This window comes from Flavobacterium ovatum (genome assembly GCF_040703125.1).
Classification (GTDB): domain Bacteria; phylum Bacteroidota; class Bacteroidia; order Flavobacteriales; family Flavobacteriaceae; genus Flavobacterium; species Flavobacterium ovatum.
Genome location: NZ_CP160035.1, coordinates 1423106 through 1445901, shown reverse-complemented (window position 1 = coordinate 1445901; position 22796 = coordinate 1423106). Strand labels below are relative to the sequence as shown.

The following is a 22796-nucleotide window of genomic DNA, read 5'->3' as shown; positions in this document are numbered from 1 at the left end:
CAATTTGAATTTTAGTCTATTTAAACCAAAATAAACAAATCTAGTAATGGCATTTACCACATTCTAAACCTCCCATTTGGGCAGCAGTCAATTTATCAACTCCGTACTTTTTAGAAAGCTCTTCATGAATTTTAGTATAATACTCATTCCCTTCCATTTTAACATCGGTCTTTCTGTGACAGTTAATACACCAACCCATAGTCAAAGGAGCAAATTGCTTCTGAATTTCATAAGTCTCAACTGGACCGTGACAAGTTTGACATTCAATACCTGCAACAGTAACGTGTTGCGAGTGATTAAAGTAAACAAAGTCAGGTAAATTATGAATGCGAACCCATTTTACTGGTTGTGATTTCCCTGTATAAGACTGAGTAGCTTTATCCCAACCAACCGCAGTATATAATTTTTGGATTTGCTCATCGTAGAATGCTTTACTGTATTCAGGAGTCGCTGTAGTTTCAGCAACTTCAGAAATATTCTTATGACAGTTCATACAAACATTCAAAGAAGGAATACCTGCAGTTTTACTAACTCTAGCAGAAGAGTGACAATATTTACAGTTAATCTCATTATCACCAGCGTGAATTTTGTGAGAGTAATGAATCGGCTGAATCGGCTCGTAGTTTTGATCTACGCCTACTTGCATTAAGAAACCATATACGAAGTAACCACTTGCCAACAATAAGAATATCGCAGTTACCAAAACCAAGAATTGATTTTTAACAAACGCTTTCCATATTGGAGTTGATTTTTCTTTCACTACAACCTCGATACCATTTGCACTAGCCACTTTAGTCAACACTTTGTTCACCAAGAATAACATTACAACTAACATTGCCATTACAAGAGCAAGAGCTCCTAAAATTACACTGTTAGAAATACCATCTCCTTGAGTAGCTGCTCCGCCTGAAGCCATTGCTGCAGCAGGAATTTCAGCTTTCTCTTCAGAGGTATATGCAATAATATTATCAATATCGCCTTCTGACAATTGAGGAAAAGCAGTCATCACTGATTTATTATTTTCATCAAATAATTTCACAGCCGCTGCATCACCTGACTTGATCATTTCAGAACTATTATGCACCCACTTGTATATCCAAGCCATGTCATGCTTGTCCGCAATACCTCTAAGGGCAGGACCAGTTGATTTAGCATCCATTTTATGACATGCTGCACAGTTTGAATTAAAAAGTTCTTTCCCTTTTACAGGATCGCCACCTTGCGAGGCCGCAGGAGCTTCATTTGCAGCTGCAGGAGCAGCATCTTGAGCAAAGGAAGTTAAGGAAAAAGCCAGCGACAAAGCAAAGCTAAAAAATAATTTCCTTGAGATCGAATTATGGTTACCCACCTTTTTCATATTATATAATGATTATCTACTAAAAATTGGCATAGTTTTTAATACTTAACTACATTAAAAAGCTACCCCTTTATTATAAATCTCGACAAAAATACGACTTATGAACTATTCTCAAAACCATAAGATAACCTTAATTTCAATTTATATCCATTCTAAATAATTATTCACTTTCACATTCTTTCATTAAATACTACTTTTGCCTAAAAACCATTGCATTATGAAAATTTCAACAATCCCTAATAACTTAATATTAAGTACTTTTCTTTGCCTGACAGCTACAATTACCAAAGCCCAACAACAAAATATTAATATACAGCAAGACAACAAGTTTGAACAATTATTAAACGAAAAAAGAAAAATAAACAGCTCAATCACTGTAAATCAACGCTATAAACTTCAAGTGTTTAGCGGTAGTAGTGATGGTGCAAAAAAAACACTTCTGGATTGCAAACAGGACTTTAAAGAGCTTGAAGGTACAATCGTATTCAATACTCCAAATTTCAAAGTATGGATTGGAAATTTTAGAACAAGAATTGAAGCTGAACGATATATGATCGAAATAAAAAAAAAATACCCAAATTCATTACTTATCAAACCTCAAAAATAGATATGATGTTTTTTAAGCATAAAAAAGTTTGTACATAAAAACACATCAGCAAAACTCAAAATTCACAATAAAAAATTATTTCAAGGCTTCAGGATTAAAATCCTTCATCAAGTAAACCAACATATTTCTAACAGGTTTCCCTGATCTAAATTGACAAATAACAACGGGTGAATGAATTTCTGCAAATAACTTTCCATAGATTAAATTAGGATCTTTAAAGGAATTTGAAATAGTAATAAAATAAGCATCATCCCCTGGCTTTAACACCTTCCTTTGTTGGTTAATCCAAAAATAAGTATGAATATCATTAAGCTCCCCTATCGCTACAAAATTCATCCCTAGTGGTTGTACTATATAATTATCAATATGAGCAGCTGGAAACCATTTATTGTTAACAATAAAATTAGTACTCGTTTTACCAGACTTATTGTCCCAATAACATACCCTCTTAACTTCTTTTTTAAAATAATTCCAATCATACAGATCTAAAGTAACATCCCCTTGACCCAAATTTATTTCTTTATTACTACCGAGTGTACCAGGATAAAAATTAACAAATAGAAGCCCAAAAAAACAAACTAATACTATTAAAATATTTGCAATCCAAACTAAATTCACAAGCCTACTATTTGTTTTTATATCAACTAAAAAGCACGCCACCAGTAAAATCAACGCTGTATATCCCGGACCCGACCAATGAGGCAATGTATCCCTAAAAAAAGAAAGACCAAGTAACAGAATAATTAAAGGTAAACTCATCAATAAAAATAGTCTAGTATAATTCAAACTAAGACTGACTTTATTTTTAAAAAAAGCAAATAAACCCAAAAAAATTAAGCCATAATTCATTGGATTATTATACAAAAAACCACCCAAACATTCACGCATAAAGCTATTAAAGTTTACACCTTGATTAATAACGATTCGATTACTATGAAAAGTATAAGTAATAAAATCATTTTCAATATTCCACAATAGTATCGGCGAAATGATTATCAACGTTAATAATGCTGATAAATATAAAAAAGGTTTAGAAAACAATTTCCTATCATAAACGATGATATAGAGTCCAAATCCAAGCCACAGAAAGACACCATGAACTTTACTCATCACACACAAGCCAGCCGTGGCTCCAAACCACAACAAACTTTGATTAACAATTTTACTTGAACTACCTTCCTTCACTACAACTGTTAAAAAATAAAGACTTAAAATCCAGAAAAATAATTGTGGAGCGTCAGGCATGATAAACAAACCCGCAATAATACTTGAATAAATTGACGAACTATAAAGCAATGCCGCAACAAGACCTGCTTGCTGGTTCTTTATTTTATTACCAATAAGATACATTAAAAAAGTATTGACCGCCGATAAAATAATGGGTCCCAAACGGATAAAAAAGTCCGATGTGTAGGTTAAATTGAAAGTTGTTACTCGAATTAATAATGCTACCAAAGGAGGATGATCAAAGTAATTCCATTGTAAATGCCTAGCATAAGTTAAATAATAAATCTCATCATTACCTAAACTAACTGACAATGCTACAATACAACGAATCAATGTAGCAAACAAAATAATAGTTGAAATATTATTTTTTAAAACCATACTATATTTTAAAAGTATAAAAAGAATTAGCTCCGAAATTCCAAAAGAAAACCAATACAGTAACTAAGATTTTACAAGTATAAAAATCAATAGAAGTCTTTTTTTGCAACGAATACAAAACGGTTGTATTAATACTAAAACCTACGATAGCAATAATTAAAAAACTAATAAATTGTGCTCCAATATGCGGATCTGTATCTTCAAATGTAAAGTACTTATTTAAAAAATAATTATTAGTCACCCCAAATAAAAACCCGAATCCATTAGCTAAATATTTATTAAGACTTAATTTTTCTTTACAAAACCAGGTCACAAAAAAATCAATAATCAACCCGGAAAACCCAACAAATCCAAATTTTAAAAATTTAAAAAAATCCATACTTCAGTTAGATCGATGAAGAATTAGACATAGTCCTACCCGGATACTTAAAAAAAAGAAGTTTGTTTTTTACTCTTGAATTAGAAATTACAAGATCAAACCAAACAATAGATAATGCACCAAATACAATTCCAATCACAGCACCTGCGCAAACATCAATTAAAAAATGATGCGCGAGATAAATTCTAGAATATCCAACTAACGCACTCAGTGCTAATAACAAAACACAAACATATCTTTTTTCACAATATCCTGACAAGACAGTCGCTAACGCAAAAAAAGAAGCTGTATGCCCCGAAGGAAAACTATTAAAGCCTATTCGGCTAGTCGCAAAAGTGTCTAAGTAATACAAATAATGATGCATCTCAAAATAAACGCTTGGCCTAGGAGAAGTAATTATATTCTTGATTATTTGAGCAAATAAACCTGAACTAATATAAGAAATTAAGATAATAAAAGCCAAGTTACGGTGTTGTTTTAAAAATAACAAAATAACGAGTGAACTAATAATTATAAACCACCCGTCACCTAAAAATGTAATATTTTCAAATACAGAATCTAAACTTCCCGTATGAAATTGATTAAGCCAAATAAAACCTTCCGCTCTTGAAAACAGACACAAAAGGATAATTGCTAACAAAATAACAAACAAGTTCAGTCCGTAGTACAGCTTGTTCCGAATAATAACTTTAAAAATGGATTTCATTCTACAAAAATTAGTTTTTTGTAAAACTACAGGAACAATGTTTTGTTAAGGTAAATTGAATTTTGTAATAACAAAATCAAATCTTTAACTAATTGTTATGAAAGCAAACTACATGTTAAGCCCCCTTTCTTACCAAAATTAAATTAATTCACTAGGTCTTTTATTTTTCTTTTTCTTGAAATAATTAGAAAGATGACTTTCATCAGTAAAACCAAACTCATGTGCAATTTGCTTAATTGACATTTGCTTACTCAAAATTCGCTTTTCAATTAATTTGATTCGAAGAGTATGAATATAATCCCTGTAAGTGATTGAGAAATTTCGCTTAAAATAGGTTCCGAAATAAGTATGAGAAATATTAAAATGTACAGCTATTGATTTGATTTGAATCAACTTAGGCTCATATACATTTTGATGGATATAGGTTATAATTACATCATTATCAATTCCAGCTCCTACCATTTTGAGATTCATAGCAGATATACTTTCTTTAATCAATCCAAAAATGGATAAAATTTGATAAAACATAATTGGTGAAGTAGAAATATCTGTTTTACCGTTATAGGACATAATATTCTCAACTGTGTTTTTCAATATCAACCTACAAGAGGCATCTAACTCTAAAACATTCTCTTTAAGAACTTTTTCACGCATAAAGTTTTCAGGTGTATTCAGTAGAAACTCATCACAAGAAAGCTTTTTATTAGAATTAAAATAGTTGTCAGTAAATTTGATAAAAACAAAACCAGTCCTTTTTTTAATATCAAAATAATGCTCATCATCAGGTGATATTACAAATAAATCACCTGACTTATAGGCCAGTAAATTTGCATTCAAATGATGGATACCGCTCCCTTTAACAATATAGATGATTTCATAATAGTTATGACTATGAGCAGGGAGATGAAACTGATCCTCTTCAAACTGATCCAGTACTAAAGTGTCAAATTGTTTTAATTTACGCATAGCTGATAATTACAATTATATAAAACAAATTTACAACTTATTCAGTCTGCTTAATCAATAATTTTGCATCTACAAAACAGATATAAAATCTATATAATGAAAAAAAGCCTTCTATCTCTATCTCTAGGTGGTTTAACCATTGGAATAACCGAATTTGTTATGATGGGATTATTACCAGATATTGCTACTAATTTAAAGGTTAGCATTCCAGTAGCTGGATATTTAATTTCAGCCTATGCACTAGGAGTTGTCATTGGAGCGCCAATACTAGTAATTGTCACCAGAAATTACCCCCCTAAAAGAACGCTTTTGATACTTGCAGCTTTACTAGCATTCTTTAATTCATTATCCATTATTGCTCCAAATTATGATTTTCTATTTGTTTCCAGATTCCTTTCGGGATTACCGCATGGGGCATTTTTTGGTGTAGGTGCCGTGGTTGCCAGCCGACTTGCTGACAAAGGGAAAGAAGCGCAGGCAATATCCGTAATGTTTCTTGGACTTACCATTGCCAATGTTGTGGGGGTACCAATAGGAACTTATATCGGACACCATTATAGTTGGCGCTATACTTTTATAATCATTGGGATAATTGGCGCGATTACTTTTATAGCTATAAAGTTTTGGATGCCAGAATTGGAAGCAAAATCGGAAGAAACAATCAAAAATCAATTGCAATTTTTCAAGAAACCAGATGCTTGGCTCGTTATTTTAATCACCGCTATAGGTTCCGGAGGTTTCTTTTGCTGGATAAGCTATATTGCGCCTTTGCTAACAGAAGTCTCTGGTTTTGCAGCAGCCGATGTCCCTTTTATCTTAATCTTGGCAGGCTTGGGAATGGTCGTTGGGAATTTCATAGGAGGAAAATTAGCTGATAAATACTCTCCAGAGAAGACAATCATTTGTTTATTATTATCGATAGCACTTGACTTAACGTTGGTGTTTTTATTTTCATCCAATCCTTATTTAAGCCTTGTTTTAGTTTTTACATCAGGATTTTTTTCATTTGCATTAGTAGCACCAGTGCAAATATTGATGATCAAAACCGCAGTTGGCGCTGAAATGATTGCCTCAGCAACTATTCAAGCAGCATTTAATATTGGAAATGCTTTAGGCGCTTTCTTGGGTGGATTACCTTTGATTGCAGGATTTAGTTACACCTCACCAAATTTAGTTGGTATAACAATGGCCCTTCTTGGCGTGGTTTTTACACTAGTTTTTTTACACAGAAAACAACGTTTAATAAGAGCTGTTAACGTTTAAAAAAACATATTTACAATTTTATCAATGACTAAAACAACTAACTTAATCAAAATCACAAATTGACCACAGAAACCCCTTTAATTGCTATAAACACTTCCATTACATGTTATTTAAAATAGAATACAAAACTTTTCGTTAGGCACCCGACGATTCGAAAATCGTAACGTAGCTGGAAGTGGTAATACAAAAACGAAATATATTGTTCAAAAAAAATCTTATTCTAAAATATACAATTATTAATAGAACACAAAAAATTAATGTCCTATCGAATCCATTTCATGATCGTAAGCACCAGACACAAGGTCAGCCCAATCCCAGCCATCATCTTTAAGTAGTGACAACAGTAATCGACGTCTAGTTGTAAGTTTTTCATACTTCAGACCAGCAGCATCAGGGTTTATAATTTTGACACCTTCATTCTCAAGACCACTAAGATTTATTACTGGTGGACATTCAATTCCAGGAATAATAAAAGCTGCTGGTAGTGTTATAAGGTAACTTGTAATGGCTTTTCGTAACCTTAAAAGCACATTTAATGAAGGTTGTTGCTCTGCCGAAACATTATGTAATAATACAGTCAGGGCTTCATCAAGATTTATAAGATTAATCACAAAGGCTTCTTTCTTGTCTGACGAATGAAAAAAATGCAACACAGAATATGCTTTATGGTTTTGAGCATGCAAAATAATAGAATCTGTTAAGGACACAAAAGGCTGTTCTAACTCCTTAAAATCTTTTCCATTCCAATAATTCATCAGTATATCTTCAACAGAAGTGCCTAGAGTGTTGATATAAACGCTTATTCGTCTTTTTACTATTTCGGCCGAAACAACTGGAAGTAAGTATGTAATAGCGATAGAAATCAAGATTAATCCAGCAAATGATAATATTGCAGTAAGCACATCCCAGAAAGGCCCAGCGGGCTCCATATCTCCTAATCCCAAAGTAGATAAGGTATATCCTGTAAAAAATATCTTATTCATTATTGTTGTACGAGTATTAGTCTCCACATTCATCAACGAATCCGGATAACTAATAAATAGCAAACTAGCAGAAATCCATATTAGCAATATCCAATTTACTAGAATCGAAACTAGAATTATAGCTCCCCCAAGATCGAGGATTTTTTTTCTCTGTGTTTTTTTACTTATTAGCAATACTAAACTCCAAACAAATTTTGAAAGTCTTCGAGTAAGAAAACCAGCTCCTCTAACAGACAAAGAAGTATTGATTAAATCATTAATGGTAATAATGAGTAACAAAACTCCTAAAAAAAAGACAAAATAATTCATAATAACGCTTTAATTAATCACAAAGAAACAACATTAAAATGGGTAAATTTAACTTTTCTATCACCTACAATCAACAATTATCGCACACAACAAGACACAAAAAAACCGCCAATCTCAACGAGAGGCGGTTTTTGTTTATTCGTTTATAGCATTTCCGTTTTTATCATAGAAATGATACTCTAAGTACGTGTAAGCGTCACGTGGTATAATTTTCACCCATTTTTTATGTTCAAGAAACCATTTTGAACGTAATGATGGAAAACCTTTACTGAGGTATGCAGCCACAAATGGATGTGCATTAAGCACAACGTTCTTGTGGATTTTTAATACTCTATCTAGATCTGATTTGATTTTATCAATGATTAAAATTGGCGCTTCAATTTCGCCATTTACATCGTTTGGATCTTCTTCTCTAGTTTTGATATTTACTTCTGGTCTTACCCTTTGTCTTGTAATTTGAACTAATCCAAATTTACTTGGGGGTAAAATCTTGTGTTTTGCTTTATCATCGTTCATTTCTTCTCGAAGGAAGTCAAACAAGACTTTCCGGTTTTCGGGATTAGACATGTCGATAAAATCAATTACAATAATTCCGCCCATGTCACGTAGACGTAATTGTCTAGCGATTTCACCGGCAGCAATCATATTTACTTCCATTGCGGTATCTTCCTGATTGGTGGCTTTATTAGAACGGTTCCCACTGTTGACGTCAATGACGTGCAAAGCTTCAGTATGTTCTATTATAAGATAAGCTCCTTTACTCATGGAAACAGTTTTCCCAAAGGATGTTTTGATTTGTCTCTCTATGTTGTATTTCTCAAAAATTGGTGTGTCTTTTGATTGATAAAACTTAACAATAGATTGTTTGGAAGGTGCAATTTCTTGCAGGTAATCCTTAGTTTGGTTGTACAACTCTTCATCATCTATCTGAATGCTACTAAAAGTATCATTGAATACATCTCTTAATATTGAAGAAGCTCTATTGAGTTCTCCTAATACTTTGGACGGATGCTGAGCAGTTGGTAATTTTTTACACATTGCAGTCCATCTGTCTAGCAGGTTCTGCAAATCTTTTTCTAATTCGGCTGTATTTTTGCCTTCGGCTACTGTGCGAACAATAACACCAAATCCTTTTGGTTTGATGGATTGTACAAGTTTTTTCAAACGGTCTTTTTCTTTTTTGTTTTCTATTTTTTGAGAAATAGAAACGCGATCAGAGAAAGGGACCAAAACAATAAATCTACCTGCCAGAGAAAGCTCAGCGCTTATCCTTGGTCCTTTGGTAGATATAGGTTCTTTGACTACTTGTACTAAGATAGATTGATTGGCGTTGATTACATTAGTAATTGTTCCGTCCTTTTCTATCTCTTTTTCAAACTGAAAGTTTTTTAGGGAGAAATCTTTTAATTTACCTGCGCTTACAAGTTTTATGAATTTCAGTTGGGAAGATAAGTTAGGTCCTAAATCGTGATAATGTAAAAAGGCGTCTTTTTCAAAGCCTACATTTACAAAAGCAGCATTAAGTCCAGCAACGGGTTTCCTTATTTTGGCAATAAATATATCACCAACTTGAAAGTTGCTTTTTTCTTCTTCTTTGTGTAATTCAATTAGTTTTCCATCTTTTAATAAGGCAAAATCTACGAAATCAGAACTAGATCTAATGATTAATTCTTTATTCATTTGTAAATTTTTATCCGTGAATGGGTCATTGGTTGTTAGTTGTTGGTTGTTGGAAAAAATCCATCAACAATCACCTACTAACCATCAACTTCTCAAGGATGGATTAAACAATAATTTAAACAGGTTTTTTACCCGGAGAAAATCAGCTGGCAGTTCTCAATTTTGAGTCACTAGTAAACTGATGACTTATAACTGAGAACTGATGACTAATTTTCAATTTCAATGAACTTTTAAAAAGAAAAAAGTAGTTATAAACTACTTTTTCTTCTTGTGACGGTTAGCTCTCGCTCTTTTTTTACGTTTGTGAGTAGCAACCTTATGTCTTTTTCTTTTTTTACCACTTGGCATAATCTTTTAGATTTTTATGATTAATAATATTATTTTGCTTCGTTATTTGTTTTTACTCCTTCTACAAAAACTTTTGCAGGTTTGAAAGCGGGAATGTTGTGTGCAGGGATTTTGATTGTAGTGTTCTTAGAAATATTTCTTCCTGTTTTCTCAGCTCTCGTTTTTACGATAAAACTTCCAAAACCTCTTAAATATACGTTGTCTCCAGTTTCTAAAGAATTTTTTACTTCTTCCATAAAAGTTTCAACTGTTGCTTGAACATCACCTTTTTCAAGTCCTAGTTTTTCTGAAATTTTTGCTACGATATCTGCTTTCGTCATTTTCTTTCCTATTTATTATTTTGTAATAATTTTTTTTGAGTGTGCAAATATAGGGATTTAAAAAACAATAAATCAAGCTAATTCATTAAATTTTAATCATATAAACTTTTACTTTTGTTCACAAATATTTTACAATGATTTTCCATAACTTATTAATTTCTTGGTATTTACAAAATAAACGCGATTTACCATGGCGAAAAACAACCAATCCATACTACATTTGGCTATCTGAAATCATGCTACAACAGACCCGAGTAGCGCAAGGAATGCCTTATTTTTCATCTTTTACAACTACTTTTCCAACCGTTTTTGATTTAGCTAAAGCAAACGAAGAACAAGTTCTAAAATTATGGCAAGGACTCGGTTACTATTCTCGTGCTAGAAACTTACACAAAACAGCACAATACATAGCTTATGATTTAAACGGAAAATTCCCAAACAACTACAATGACTTGCTAAAACTAAAAGGGGTAGGAGAATATACTGCCGCTGCAATTGCTTCTTTCGCCTATAATGAAGTGGTCCCTGTTGTAGACGGAAATGTATTCAGAGTCCTTTCACGTTATTTTGATATTGAAACTGATATTACTCAGGCTTCCGCCAAAAAAGAATTTACATCTTTGGCTGCAGAACTAATACCTCAAGACAATCCTGCGATTTTTAATCAAGCCATTATGGAATTTGGCGCATTACAATGTGTTCCTAAAAACCCTAACTGCAACAACTGCATTTTCAACAATAGCTGTTTAGCTTTACAAAAAAAGAAAGTAGCCAGTTTACCTGTAAAATCAAAAAAGCTAAAAATCAGAAATAGATACTTTAACTATATAGTAGTCGAAGACGAAAAAAACCACACTATAATACAAAAAAGAACTCAGAAAGGAATTTGGCACAACCTATATGAATTCCCATTAATTGAAACGGAAAAAGAAGAAGGTTTTGAATATATTTCAAATAAAATCACCAAAGAATTATTCGAACAAAATTCAATAGTGAGTATTTTAGAACACAACGAAAAGAGCATCATACATAAATTGTCTCATCAACATTTACATATAAAATTTTGGGGCATCAAAATAAAGGGCAAAGTAGAAAAAGGAATTAGTCAAGAGGATTTAACCACTTTCCCAGTCCCTATTGTCATTCACAATTTCATAGAACAATCATAAAATACAGTTTAAAAAAAATGTATCTTTGATATAAATACCATATAATATTATGAACGGAACATTAAATAAAGTCATGCTAATTGGTCATCTTGGAGACGATGTTAAAATGCATTATTTCGATGGAGGAAACTGCATCGGCAGATTTTCATTGGCGACAAATGAAATCTATATTAACAAAACAACCAATGAAAAAATCACTTCTACTGAATGGCATAATTTAGTAGTTAGAAATAAAGCAGCCGAAATTTGCGAGAAATACTTATCCAAAGGAGATAAAATATACATAGAGGGACGTATCAAGTCACGCCAATGGCAAACAGAAGACGGAACCACAAAACACACGACTGAAATTCAGGTTACAGAGTTTACTTTTTTATCCACTAAAAAAGACACTGAAAACAACAAACAAAACGCAACATCTGAATCACCAAAAAACACTAACTTTGACCCAGAAAATAACGACTTACCAATTAATGATTTGCCGTTTTAATTGTTTAACTAATCTTTTTTAATTTGGACCCAGAGCCCAGTTTGAATTTAACACACACAATAGACGGCGATTTATTGTTTGGCATCATTGGAATATTCGCCTTGCTTTTTTGCTCAGCAATAATTTCTGGTGCCGAAGTAGCCTTGTTTTCTCTTTCACAAAAAGACATTGATGACAGCACCCAAGAAAACAACTCTAAAGGCAAAATCCTCACAGAATTACTAAGTCGCCCAAAAAAATTACTTGCCACCCTTTTAGTAGCTAATAATTTCATCAACATAGGAGTCGTGATCTTGTTCTCATTTATTGGAGGCAATTTATTCGCAAGTGTCCACTCCCCTGTTATCAAATTCATACTTGAAGTAATTGTAGTCACCTTTTTATTATTGCTTTTTGGAGAGGTTCTACCTAAAGTTTACGCGAGCCGTAATAACATTAAGTTTGCACAATTTATAGCGTTACCTATTTCTATCTTAGATACTATCCTCACACCTATTAGCGTCCCTATGCGTTCGACTACTGTTTATTTACATAATAAATTAGGTAAGCAAAAAACTAATTTTTCTGTTGATCAATTATCACAAGCCCTGGAACTGACCTCTTCTGATGACACCTCCTCTGAGGAACAAAAGATACTTGAAGGCATCGTAACTTTTGGTAACACAGATACCAAGCAAGTCATGAGTCCTCGTATTGATGTATTTGCGCTAGAGATCACAGAAACCTTTGAAGAAATCTGTCCTAAAATCATCGAAAAAGGATACTCTAGAATTCCCGTTTACCGAGACAATATTGACCAAATTGAAGGCATACTATTCGTAAAAGACTTACTACCATACATTAACAAAAAAGAATTCAATTGGACTTCTTTAATTAAAGAACCGTTTTTTGTTCCTGAAAACAAAAAACTCGACAACCTACTTAAGGATTTTCAAAACATGAAAAACCATTTAGCCATTGTCGTGGATGAGTACGGAGGAACGTCTGGATTAGTTTCATTAGAGGATGTAATCGAAGAAATTGTTGGAGATATCAGTGATGAATTTGATGATGAAGATGTTAATTTCTCTCAACTTGACGAGAAAAATTTTATTTTTGAAGGCAAAATTAACTTAAAAGATTTTTATCGGATTGTAGAAGTTGACGAGGACCTTTTTGAATCTAAAAAAGGGGAAGCAGAAACCTTAGCAGGATTCCTTTTGGAAATCGTTGGTAATTTTCCAAAAAAAGGACAAAAAATCAACTACGGAAACTGTACTTTTAAAGTAGAAACCGTTGACAACAAACGTATCAAACAAATAAAAGTAACACTAGATTAATTATTTCAGTTTACTAAAACCAAGCCAAATGTTACAAAAAAAGATTATTTATTACACTCTGTTTTTTATTCCTTTTTTGGTATTGAGCTGCAAAGACAATGTACTACCAAAACCTTCCAGTTATTTAAGACTCGATTATCCTGAAGCGCAATATGCTAATTTCGAAAACAATTGTCCTTTTGCTTTTGAAATAAATGAAAAAGCAATCATCAAAGCTGATAAAGACTGTGGTTTTAGTATTTCGTATCCAAAAATGAAAGCTACTATTTACCTAACTTACAAACCTGTAAATGGCAACATCAACAATCTTTTACGCGATGCTCAAAAACTAACCTACGAACACGTAATCAAAGCTGATGACATACTAGAACAACCTTATTTAAACCCTGAAAAAAAAGTTTACGGTATGTTCTACCAAGTCAACGGTAATGCAGCAACCAATTCACAATTTTACGTAACAGATAGTGCAAAGCATTTTGTAACAGGTTCCGTTTATTTTTACGCAAAACCAAATTTCGACTCCATTATGCCCGCAGCTAGTTATATCAAAAATGACATGCAACGACTTATGGAAACTTTGAAGTGGAAATAGTTACGACATTTTAAACAAAAAAAAAACCATTAAAAAATTAATTCCTTAATGGTTTTTTTTGTTTAAAACAAGAGCTGAATTATTTAAAATCAGATACTTTATAAGTAGTCCCATCTCCTGTAGCTTGTACAATTTTAGTTAACGATTCTTGATTAAGAACTGTTTTATCAAAAGAAACAGATGCTATTTTTTTATCAAAGTCAACTTCCGCAACTTGAACACCGTCCAATTTGGTAAGATCATCTTGAATTACTTTTGCACAACCCATCGCACAAACCATACCGTCAATTTTAAAAGTAGCAGATTGCAAGTTTTCAGCAGCAATTTCTTTCTTTAATTTTGGGGCTTCATTTTGAGCGTTCTGAGGAATAATCTTCTCCGCTACTTCCGTATTTTGTTTGCAGCTCGTCATTACAACACCTGTAAAAACTAATAACGCAATCGATTTTATAATATTCATCGTATAATTGTTTAAAAAATTATTACAAAATTACTCAAAATACCACCGTTAATTCATAAAATAATTACAATTTTGGGTTAAAATATAAATTATGAAGTCAAAACAAATAAAGTGGAACTATTTAATAATCTTAGCACTTATTTGGGGAAGCTCATTCATCTTAATTAAAAAAGGGCTAATTGGACTCACCGCTATTCAACTTGGTTCCTTACGAATTATTTTCGCATCCCTTTTTCTAATTCTAATAGGATTCAAAAGCTTATTTCTAATTCCACGAAATAAATGGAAATATATTGCACTCACAGCTGTATGTGGCACCTTTTTACCTGCTTACCTATTTGCCATTTCTCAAACAGAACTAGACAGTTCTGTTACCGCTATATTAAATTCTTTGACGCCACTAAATACTTTATTAATAGGAACTATTGCATTTAGTGTTGGCTTTCAAAAGCGTCAGCTTTGGGGTGTTTTCATTGGACTAATCGGAAGCTTATTACTTGTTCTAAATGGAGCAATGAATCATCCTGAACAGAATTACTTTTACGCTATATTGGTCATTATCGCATCCATTTGCTATGCAATTAATGTTAATTTGATAAAAAAATACTTATCAGATTTAAGCCCATTAAGCATCACAACGGGGAATTTTGCCATATTGTTTTTTCCTGCTCTATTCATCCTTTTCTCATCAGGGTATATCGAAATGATTCATATTGAGAAAGTAAGACAAGCAACCATTTACATCTTAATACTAGGAGTCATTGGAACAGGAATTGCCAATATCCTTTTTTTTAAATTAATTCAAATAGCCTCACCCATTTTCGCTTCTTCTGTCACTTATTTAATTCCTCTAGTTGCTTTCTTTTGGGGATTATTAGATCACGAAATATTAACACCAATCCAGTTTTTAGGAGCATTTATCATTTTAATCGGAGTTTATCTTTCTGCTAAAAAACAAAAAAGCCATTAAGAAAATGCATTCAAATTCTTAATAACTTTTTGTTTTCAAAAACAACCTTATTCTTTCTTAAAAACAGGCTTCTCAACTGGATTTCCATATTTATCAAAATAATAAATAGGCAATCCTAACTTTTCTAATCCAAGAAGTACTTCCTCTCCTTTTCCCGCAATAACAATGCGACTATTATCTACACGAAAATATTTATTAGCGACTTTAATAATATCATCAGGAGTAACAGCAGTTATAGTTTTGATGTAGTTTTCATAAAAATCTTTTGGCAATTCCTCAACTTCAGTATTCAGCGCATAACGAGCTACTGATTGTGGTTTTTGTGCTTGCATCACAAAACGACCTATGAAACCTGCTTTCACTGATGCTAAACGTTCTTCGGTAACCTTCTCTGTTCGCAATCGCTTAATTTCTTTAACAATTTCGACTGCAGCACTATCTGTAACCGCATTCCTTACTGCTGAATACGAGCGTACTTTAGTCACATACTTCCCTGCTCCTATTGAGGAATTAGCCCCATAAGTCCATCCGTTTTTCTCCCTTAAATTCATATTCAAATAACTATTGAATTCTCCTCCTAAGATAGTTGATGCCAGAGCCGCAGGAAAAAAATCTTTATCACTCATTTTTAGTAAAAAGGTATTCACCACAGAAATTTCGGACTGTACTGCATTAGGCACATCTACAAAATTAATTTGAGTAGAAGCTACATTTTCAGGATCAGCATAAGTCAATGTGGGCATATTTGTTTTCTTCCAAGAACCAAATAGTTTTTCAACCCATGGTTTAATCTCAACAAACTTCACATCTCCTACAATTACTAAATAGGCATTTTCAGGACTAAAATAAGTAGCATATAAATCTTTAACATCATTTAATGTAACATTATTTAAAGTTTCAGGAGTCACAAATTCACCCAAAGGATGTTCAACACCAAAAGCTAAAGCATCCACTACACGACTCGCGATAGCAGGCACACTCTTTTCTTCAGACTTTAAGCTTTCAATAATTTTAGCTTTTTCTTTATCAAATTCAACTTGAGTAAAATCAGGATACAAAGCCCCAAAAGACATTAATTCAAGTACCCTTACCGCATAACGCGATAAAGTATTCGCTCTTGCCCCATGCGAAGTAAAACTGATAGATGCTCCCATGAAGTCAACTTCCTCATTAAAATCATCTTTAGCAATTTTAGAACTTCCATTCCCTATGAGACTGCTGCATAAATCATCTACACCCTTTTTATCACCTTCAGCAAACGGCGGATTATCAATTGTTAGATTAAAATTTACTTTTGGCAACTTATGGTTTTCAACGACCATTACCTTCAAGCCATTAGGCAGTTGAAAAGTTTGAGGTTTTTTTAAATGAACGACTGGTGGTTTCCCAGGTTTAGGTTGTGCTCTATCTTGTGCGTACATAATTCCTGTTAGAATCAATAGGATTAATAATATTGTTTTTTTCATATTCAAAAAACTAATTTTGATTTACTTCTTTAGCCGGAATATAATCTAATATCAAACGTTGGTTTGGATTCAGATATTTATTAGCCACTTCTCTGATTTCTTCCCTAGTTACAGATCGATAAATGTCTTTTTCAGTATTAATCAAATTAATATCACCGTAAAGTAAATAGTACCGAGCTAAATTCTCCGCAACACCCTCTAGACTTGAGTTTTCATTAACATACTGATTTTCGAATTGATTTTGCAATTTCAGATAATCATTTTCAGAAATTAAATCCTTTTGGATTTTAACAATTTCCTCATCAATTTCTTTTAACAAATCTACAGTTGTAAAACCCTCCATTGGCAAACCATATACAATATACATACCGTAATCTTCTTGATTAAAGCCTACTGCACCTATTTGTAAAGCAATTTTCTTATCATCTACAATTTTCTTATACAGCTTAGAACTTTTACCATCACTAAGATAAGCTGAGATAAAATCAAGAACACGAGAATCACGTGTCTTCATTGAAGGAGTTCTATATGAAGCAACCAACATTGGGATCTGTATATTAGGATCTTCGTATTTAGCTTTTATAGTTTGAGCAATAGGTTCCTCCACAAAAGTTTCTCTTTTGATCTCCGCACCCTTTAAAATTGGTCCAAAATATTCCTTAATCCATTCTTTAGCTTGTTTTTTTTCAAAATCACCTGCAACAACTAAAACCGCATTATTAGGAATATAGAATTTGGCATTAAAATCTTTAAAATCTTCTAATGTCGCCGAATTAAGATGCTCCGTAGAACCTATTGTAGTCCATCGATAAGGATGATTTTTAAAGATATTTTCTTTCACTTTTGCAATAATCATCCCATACGGTTGATTGTCATACCTTGAATTTTTCTCTTCGATAATCACTTTGGTTTGTGTATCCACCCCAATTTGATTAATAACAGGATGCATCAATCGCTCTGACTCCATCCAAAGTCCGAGTTCCAAATTATTAGAAGGAAAAACTTCATAGTAATAGGTTCGATCATCAGAGGTATTTGCGTTATTCACTCCTCCATTGGAAGAAACAATTTTAAACCACTCACCTCTTTCAATATTTTTAGTCCCTTCAAACAATAAATGTTCAAAAAAGTGAGCAAAACCAGTTTTATTAGGATTTTCATCCTTAGACCCCACATGGTACATTACCGAAGTAACAATCACTGGAACATCATGATCTTGATGTAAAATTACATGCAAACCATTTTCCAGATTATATTCTTCAAAAGCTATAGTTTGAGCTGCAGTTGCTCCGCCAACTAAAAGGGCAGTACTTAACACCATTAGATATTTTTTCATAAGGATTAATAAAAAACTGTATTTACAATACGTATAGAGAATCTTAATCTGTCAAAAATACTTTTTTTTATTTATCGACAATAAAACAATCTTGTTTTTTATATGGTAAAAGCGAACTCAAAGCATTATAAACCGTTAAAAAACAAAGTTTAAACTAAAAATAAATATTTTTGAAAAGAGTAATTGCACAGTAAATTTAAAGTTGTATATTTGCAACCTTAAAAATTTATAAATCAATTAGTATGTATGCAATCGTAGAGATAGCAGGGCAACAGTTCAAAGTAACTAAAGACTTAAAGGTTTATGTTAACCGTTTGACTAACGAAGAAGGTTCAAAAGTTTCTTTTGACAAAGTTCTTTTATTAGATGACAACGGAAACGTATCTTTAGGCGCCCCAGTTATAGAAGGTGCTTCAGTAGAAGCTAAAGTGTTACAACACTTAAAAGGAGACAAAGTTATCGTTTTCAAAAAGAAAAGAAGAAAAGGGTACAAGAAAAGAAACGGTCATAGACAATATCTTACTCAAATTGTAATCGAAGGAATCACTGCAACAGGCGCTAAGAAAGCAGCTCCTAAAAAAGCAGCGGCAGAAGTAGCAACTGAAGAAGAAGCTCCTAAAGCAAAAAAAGCTGCAAAAGCTAAAAAAGAGGATACTCAAGAATAATAACAATATTAAAACTAATACGTCATGGCTCACAAGAAAGGTGTCGGTAGTTCCAAGAATGGTAGAGAATCAGAATCAAAACGTTTAGGTGTTAAGATTTTTGGTGGACAAGCTGCTATTGCAGGGAACATCATCGTAAGACAAAGAGGTTCAAAACACAACCCAGGTGAAAATGTATATATCAGTAAAGATCATACATTACACGCAAGAGTACCTGGAATTGTAAAGTTCCAAAAGAAAAGAGATAACAAATCATACGTTTCAATCCTTCCATTCGAAGTAGAAGCATAATTGATTTTCTCAATTAAACAAAAAACCCGATTCGAAAGAATCGGGTTTTTTTTATGTATTAAAATGAACAAAAAAAACAATAAATAGAACCCTTCAACTTTCATTAAGATATAAAATCAATATTCGAGTGAAGCTCACAATCTTATTTGTTTTTTTTTTCGGACTATGAAGTTATTTTACGTAGGATCCCAAGTAAAACTAATACGTTTAAGAGGAATCTCTACTTCCAATTGCCTTATGAATTTTAGCCACCAAAACACTTTGTAAAGGATTCAAAGCGGAATGACTAGCTTGTGGCTGCATTGTAAATAGTTTTCAATACTATATATCAAACGATAAAAATAATCTCTGGCGTAAACCCAATTGCGTCCAACATATTTTCATGGATGTGCTTTTACGTGAAGGATAGCAGTGAAAATCCTTTTTAGAGGCTTTTCCTTCCTCAAAAAGATTGAAACGGATAGCCTGGCCCGCTTTTTTCGGCGGGGCACGCCCAACTTCAACAACACAACTACCGGAAGAACAAATCAACACTCACAGGCTTTAAAACACTCTTTTAAAACCACCAACAACGAAACTATTAAACACAAAAAATCCCGATTGCTCGGGATTTCTTTATTTATAAACTGAAATAATTCTATTTCAGTTTTTTCTTGATTGCTACTTCATGATAACATTCGATAACATCTCTTTCTTCGACGTCGTTGTATCCTTTTACTTGGATACCACAGTCATAACCTTTAGCTACTTCTTTCACATCATCTTTGAAACGTTTCAACGCTACTAGCTCACCTTCATGAACCACAACTCCTTCACGTACAATTCTGATCTTAGCGTTTCTAAGGATCTTACCATCCATAACCATACATCCCGCAATAGTACCCACTTTAGAGATTTTAAACAACTCTCTAATTTCAGCAGTACCAAGAACTTCTTCTTTCATCTCAGGAGCTAACATTCCTTCCATCGCATCTTTCAAGTCATCGATAGCTGCATAGATAATAGAGTAGTAACGGATATCGATTTCTTCTTTATCAGCCAATTGTCTTGCGTTTCCAGCAGGACGAACGTTAAATCCGATAATGATTGCATCAGAAGCAGAAGCCAACATAACGTCAGTTTCAGTAATTGCTCCAACACCTTTATGAATGATATTAATTTGAATTTCTTCAGTTGACAATTTAGAGAACGAATCAGAAAGCGCTTCAACAGAACCATCCACATCCCCTTTAAGGATCACGTTCAATTCTTTAAACTGACCTAATGCGATACGACGACCAATTTCATCAAGTGTAATATGACGTTGTGTACGTACAGATTGTTCACGCATTAACTGAGAACGTTTAGCAGCAATTTGTTTTGCTTCTTTTTCGTCTTCAAAAATATTGAACTTATCACCTGCAGTAGCAGCACCATCTAAACCTAATACCGATACAGGAGTTGAAGGACCAGCAACTAATACTGAATTTCCTCTTTCATCATGCATGGCCTTGATCTTACCGTGGTGTTTACCAGCCAACATATAATCTCCAATTTTCAAAGTACCGTGTTGTACTAAAATTGTAGACACATAACCTTTACCTTTATCTAAGAACGCTTCTACAACCGTTCCTTGAGCTGCTTTATTTGGATTTGATTTTAAATCTAAAATCTCAGCTTCAAGCAATACTTTTTCTAACAAATCTGGCACTCCCGTACCTACTTTTGCAGAGATATCATGAGATTGGATTTTCCCACCCCAGTCTTCTACTAGTAAGTTCATACTTGCCAAACGTTCTTTGATTTTCTCAACATTTGAGTTTGGCTTATCAATTTTGTTTATCGCAAAAATGATTGGGACACCTGCAGCTTGTGCATGAGAGATCGCCTCTTTTGTTTGTGGCATGATGTCATCATCCGCCGCAATTACAATTATTGCAATATCAGTAACTTGAGCTCCACGGGCACGCATCGCGGTAAACGCCTCGTGACCTGGTGTATCTAAGAATGCAATTTTTTGACCGCTATCCAAAGTTACTCCATAAGCACCAATATGCTGTGTAATACCTCCAGACTCACCTGCAATTACATTTTCTTTACGAATATAATCCAGTAAAGACGTCTTACCGTGGTCAACGTGACCCATTACTGTTACGATAGGCGCTCTAAATACTAAATCTTCTTCCTTATCTTCTACAACTGCAATTGCTTCTTCAATGTCAACCGTTATGAATTCAACTTCATAACCAAACTCATCAGCAACAATTGTTAATGTTTCAGCATCCAAACGTTGATTCATGGTAACCATGATTCCAAGTGACATACAAGTTCCAATTACTTTAGTAATCGGCACATCCATCATGATTGCAATTTCACCAACCGTAACAAACTCAGTAACTTTAATAGTTTTACTTCCTTCGTCTATTGCTCTTTGCTCATCATCAGATTTTTGACGGTGCGTATCACGTTTGTCTCTTCTATATTTCGCAGCTTTAGATTTTCCTCCTTTTTTACCTTGAAGTTTTTCTAAAGTTTCACGAATTTGATTTTTTACTTCTTCTTCAGTTGGCTCAACTTTAGCAACAATAGCAGGTCTATTTCCTTTTACAAAACCAGGTCTAGAGCTTCTATTCGCATTGTAACCACCTCCACCAGCATTTGGCGTAATCTTATTAGGATTTGCAGCACCTGGAACACCAGGAGTACCCGGCTTAGAAGGAATTCTTTTACGCTTATTTTTATTAGCAGCAGCACTTGCACCTGGTGCACCTGGCTTATTAGGCGTAATCTTAGGTTCTTCTTTCTTCTTTTTAGGCTTGTTAAATTGAGACAAATCAATAGTTTGACCCGTCAATTTAGCACCTGACAATTTCTGATACTGTGTAGTGATAGCCTCTTCAACAGGAGCTTCATCTGACTTAGGAGCTACTTTAGGTTCTTCTTTAGAAGCCTCTTTTTTAACTTCCTTAGCCTCAACTACAGGTTTTTTAGGCTCTTTTTTGTCTGAAACAGGTTTTTCTTGCGCAACTTCTTTGGGTTCCTTTTTCTCCTCTGCTACTGTTTTTTCTTTGAGCACTTCAACAGGCTCAACAACAGCTTTAGCAGGGGCCGGAACTGGAGGCACAGGAGTTTTCTTTGGATTAAGATCGATTTTCCCTACTTGAACAGGACCAGCTATTACAGCTCTCGCTTTAATAACTTCTTGTTGTTTCAAGCGCTCCTCTTCATCGTGCTTACGCTTATCTTCTATTTCATTTTCTCTTTCTACACGTAAAGCCTCTTTCTCTTTTTTTCTTTCTTCTCCAACTTCTTTAGAGGCCTCTTTCTTCCCTCTGTCACCCGCAAATTGACCGCACAAGACATTGTATACGTCATCAGAAATTTTTGTGTTTGGATTAGACTCAATACTAATCCCCTTATCTTTTAGATAATCCACAGCTCTTTCCAAAGAAATATTCAATTCTCTTAAAACTTTGTTTATTCTAATAATTCTCTCTTCAGACATAAAACCTTTTTATTATTACCTTTTTCGTTGT

At 33.4% G+C, this 22796-nt stretch carries 21 protein-coding genes; 9 read left to right on the top strand and 12 right to left on the bottom strand.

Annotated features, from left to right (window positions below):
- Window positions 1–40 precede the first annotated feature (40 nt).
- Window positions 41–1357, bottom strand: a complete 1317-nt coding sequence (locus tag ABZP37_RS06220) for a cytochrome c3 family protein (RefSeq protein WP_366186540.1) — start codon at window positions 1355–1357, stop codon at window positions 41–43.
- Window positions 1358–1574: 217 nt separating this feature from the next.
- On the opposite strand from ABZP37_RS06220, the gene ABZP37_RS06215 reads away from it, so the two are divergent.
- Complete coding sequence (locus tag ABZP37_RS06215; RefSeq protein WP_366186538.1) at window positions 1575–1964, top strand: SPOR domain-containing protein; 390 nt, start codon at window positions 1575–1577, stop codon at window positions 1962–1964.
- A 75-nt stretch (window positions 1965–2039) separates the two neighbouring features.
- Here the strand turns inward: ABZP37_RS06215 and ABZP37_RS06210 are convergent, their stop codons facing one another.
- The 4 genes from ABZP37_RS06210 to ABZP37_RS06195 all read right to left on the bottom strand — a co-directional run bounded on the left by ABZP37_RS06210 (window position 2040) and on the right by ABZP37_RS06195 (window position 5620).
- Window positions 2040–3569: a glycosyltransferase family 39 protein gene (locus tag ABZP37_RS06210; protein ID WP_366186537.1), complete on the bottom strand. Its 1530-nt coding sequence runs from the start codon at window positions 3567–3569 to the stop codon at window positions 2040–2042.
- A 1-nt stretch (window position 3570) separates the two neighbouring features.
- Complete coding sequence (locus ABZP37_RS06205; RefSeq protein ID WP_366186535.1) at window positions 3571–3948, bottom strand: GtrA family protein; 378 nt, start codon at window positions 3946–3948, stop codon at window positions 3571–3573.
- 7 nt (window positions 3949–3955) lie between these two features.
- The gene (locus ABZP37_RS06200) at window positions 3956–4588 is read right to left on the bottom strand and encodes a phosphatase PAP2 family protein (RefSeq protein WP_366186533.1); all 633 of its coding nucleotides are present in this window, start codon (window positions 4586–4588) and stop codon (window positions 3956–3958) included.
- 204 nt (window positions 4589–4792) lie between these two features.
- A complete protein-coding gene (locus tag ABZP37_RS06195) occupies window positions 4793–5620 on the bottom strand; it encodes an AraC family transcriptional regulator (protein WP_366186531.1) in 828 nt (275 codons plus the stop codon).
- Between the two features lie 96 nt (window positions 5621–5716).
- Here ABZP37_RS06195 and ABZP37_RS06190 point away from each other — a divergent pair, with 96 nt between their 5' ends.
- On the top strand, window positions 5717–6883 hold the full coding sequence (locus tag ABZP37_RS06190; protein WP_366186530.1) for an MFS transporter: 1167 nt from the start codon (window positions 5717–5719) through the stop codon (window positions 6881–6883).
- 254 nt (window positions 6884–7137) lie between these two features.
- Here ABZP37_RS06190 and ABZP37_RS06185 read toward each other — a convergent pair whose 3' ends face one another.
- From ABZP37_RS06185 to ABZP37_RS06175, 3 genes are all read right to left on the bottom strand, one after another.
- The gene (locus ABZP37_RS06185) at window positions 7138–8175 is read right to left on the bottom strand and encodes a potassium channel family protein (protein ID WP_366186528.1); all 1038 of its coding nucleotides are present in this window, start codon (window positions 8173–8175) and stop codon (window positions 7138–7140) included.
- A 135-nt stretch (window positions 8176–8310) separates the two neighbouring features.
- Window positions 8311–9855, bottom strand: coding sequence for a ribonuclease E/G (locus tag ABZP37_RS06180; RefSeq protein WP_366186526.1), 1545 nt, complete (start codon window positions 9853–9855; stop codon window positions 8311–8313).
- Between the two features lie 377 nt (window positions 9856–10232).
- Complete coding sequence (locus ABZP37_RS06175; protein WP_108739332.1) at window positions 10233–10523, bottom strand: HU family DNA-binding protein; 291 nt, start codon at window positions 10521–10523, stop codon at window positions 10233–10235.
- A 134-nt stretch (window positions 10524–10657) separates the two neighbouring features.
- Between ABZP37_RS06175 and mutY the strand changes: the two genes are divergently transcribed.
- The 4 genes from mutY to gldD are packed head-to-tail and all read left to right on the top strand — an operon-like array spanning window position 10658 to window position 14093.
- Window positions 10658–11692, top strand: coding sequence for an A/G-specific adenine glycosylase (gene mutY / locus ABZP37_RS06170; RefSeq protein ID WP_366186524.1), 1035 nt, complete (start codon window positions 10658–10660; stop codon window positions 11690–11692).
- 49 nt (window positions 11693–11741) lie between these two features.
- Window positions 11742–12182, top strand: a complete 441-nt coding sequence (gene ssb / locus ABZP37_RS06165; protein WP_366186522.1) for a single-stranded DNA-binding protein — start codon at window positions 11742–11744, stop codon at window positions 12180–12182.
- Window positions 12183–12205: 23 nt separating this feature from the next.
- Window positions 12206–13501, top strand: a complete 1296-nt coding sequence (locus ABZP37_RS06160; protein WP_366186520.1) for a gliding motility-associated protein GldE — start codon at window positions 12206–12208, stop codon at window positions 13499–13501.
- A 28-nt stretch (window positions 13502–13529) separates the two neighbouring features.
- Entirely contained in the window at window positions 13530–14093 is a 564-nt protein-coding gene (gene gldD, locus ABZP37_RS06155; protein ID WP_366186518.1) for a gliding motility lipoprotein GldD, read from the top strand.
- Window positions 14094–14172: 79 nt separating this feature from the next.
- On the opposite strand, the gene ABZP37_RS06150 is transcribed toward gldD, so the two are convergent.
- Window positions 14173–14553 (bottom strand): heavy metal-associated domain-containing protein, encoded by a 381-nt coding sequence (locus ABZP37_RS06150; RefSeq protein ID WP_366186516.1) that lies wholly within the window; start codon window positions 14551–14553, stop codon window positions 14173–14175.
- 91 nt (window positions 14554–14644) lie between these two features.
- On the opposite strand from ABZP37_RS06150, the gene ABZP37_RS06145 reads away from it, so the two are divergent.
- A complete protein-coding gene (locus tag ABZP37_RS06145; RefSeq protein WP_366186514.1) occupies window positions 14645–15523 on the top strand; it encodes a DMT family transporter in 879 nt (292 codons plus the stop codon).
- Window positions 15524–15570: 47 nt separating this feature from the next.
- Here the strand turns inward: ABZP37_RS06145 and ABZP37_RS06140 are convergent, their stop codons facing one another.
- Both ABZP37_RS06140 and ABZP37_RS06135 read right to left on the bottom strand, forming a co-directional pair.
- Window positions 15571–16989 carry a pitrilysin family protein gene (locus tag ABZP37_RS06140; RefSeq protein ID WP_366186512.1) on the bottom strand — a complete coding sequence of 473 codons (1419 nt, stop codon included), beginning with the start codon at window positions 16987–16989 and terminating at the stop codon, window positions 15571–15573.
- 10 nt (window positions 16990–16999) lie between these two features.
- Entirely contained in the window at window positions 17000–18325 is a 1326-nt protein-coding gene (locus ABZP37_RS06135) for a pitrilysin family protein (protein ID WP_366186510.1), read from the bottom strand.
- A gap of 242 nt (window positions 18326–18567) precedes the next feature.
- Between ABZP37_RS06135 and rplU the strand changes: the two genes are divergently transcribed.
- Together rplU and rpmA are read left to right on the top strand one after the other, a co-directional pair.
- On the top strand, window positions 18568–18990 hold the full coding sequence (rplU, locus tag ABZP37_RS06130; RefSeq protein ID WP_366186509.1) for a 50S ribosomal protein L21: 423 nt from the start codon (window positions 18568–18570) through the stop codon (window positions 18988–18990).
- A gap of 24 nt (window positions 18991–19014) precedes the next feature.
- Window positions 19015–19281, top strand: coding sequence for a 50S ribosomal protein L27 (gene rpmA, locus ABZP37_RS06125; RefSeq protein ID WP_007137428.1), 267 nt, complete (start codon window positions 19015–19017; stop codon window positions 19279–19281).
- A 637-nt stretch (window positions 19282–19918) separates the two neighbouring features.
- Here rpmA and infB read toward each other — a convergent pair.
- Window positions 19919–22765 carry a translation initiation factor IF-2 gene (gene infB / locus ABZP37_RS06120; protein WP_366186506.1) on the bottom strand — a complete coding sequence of 949 codons (2847 nt, stop codon included), beginning with the start codon at window positions 22763–22765 and terminating at the stop codon, window positions 19919–19921.
- Window positions 22766–22796 lie beyond the last annotated feature (31 nt).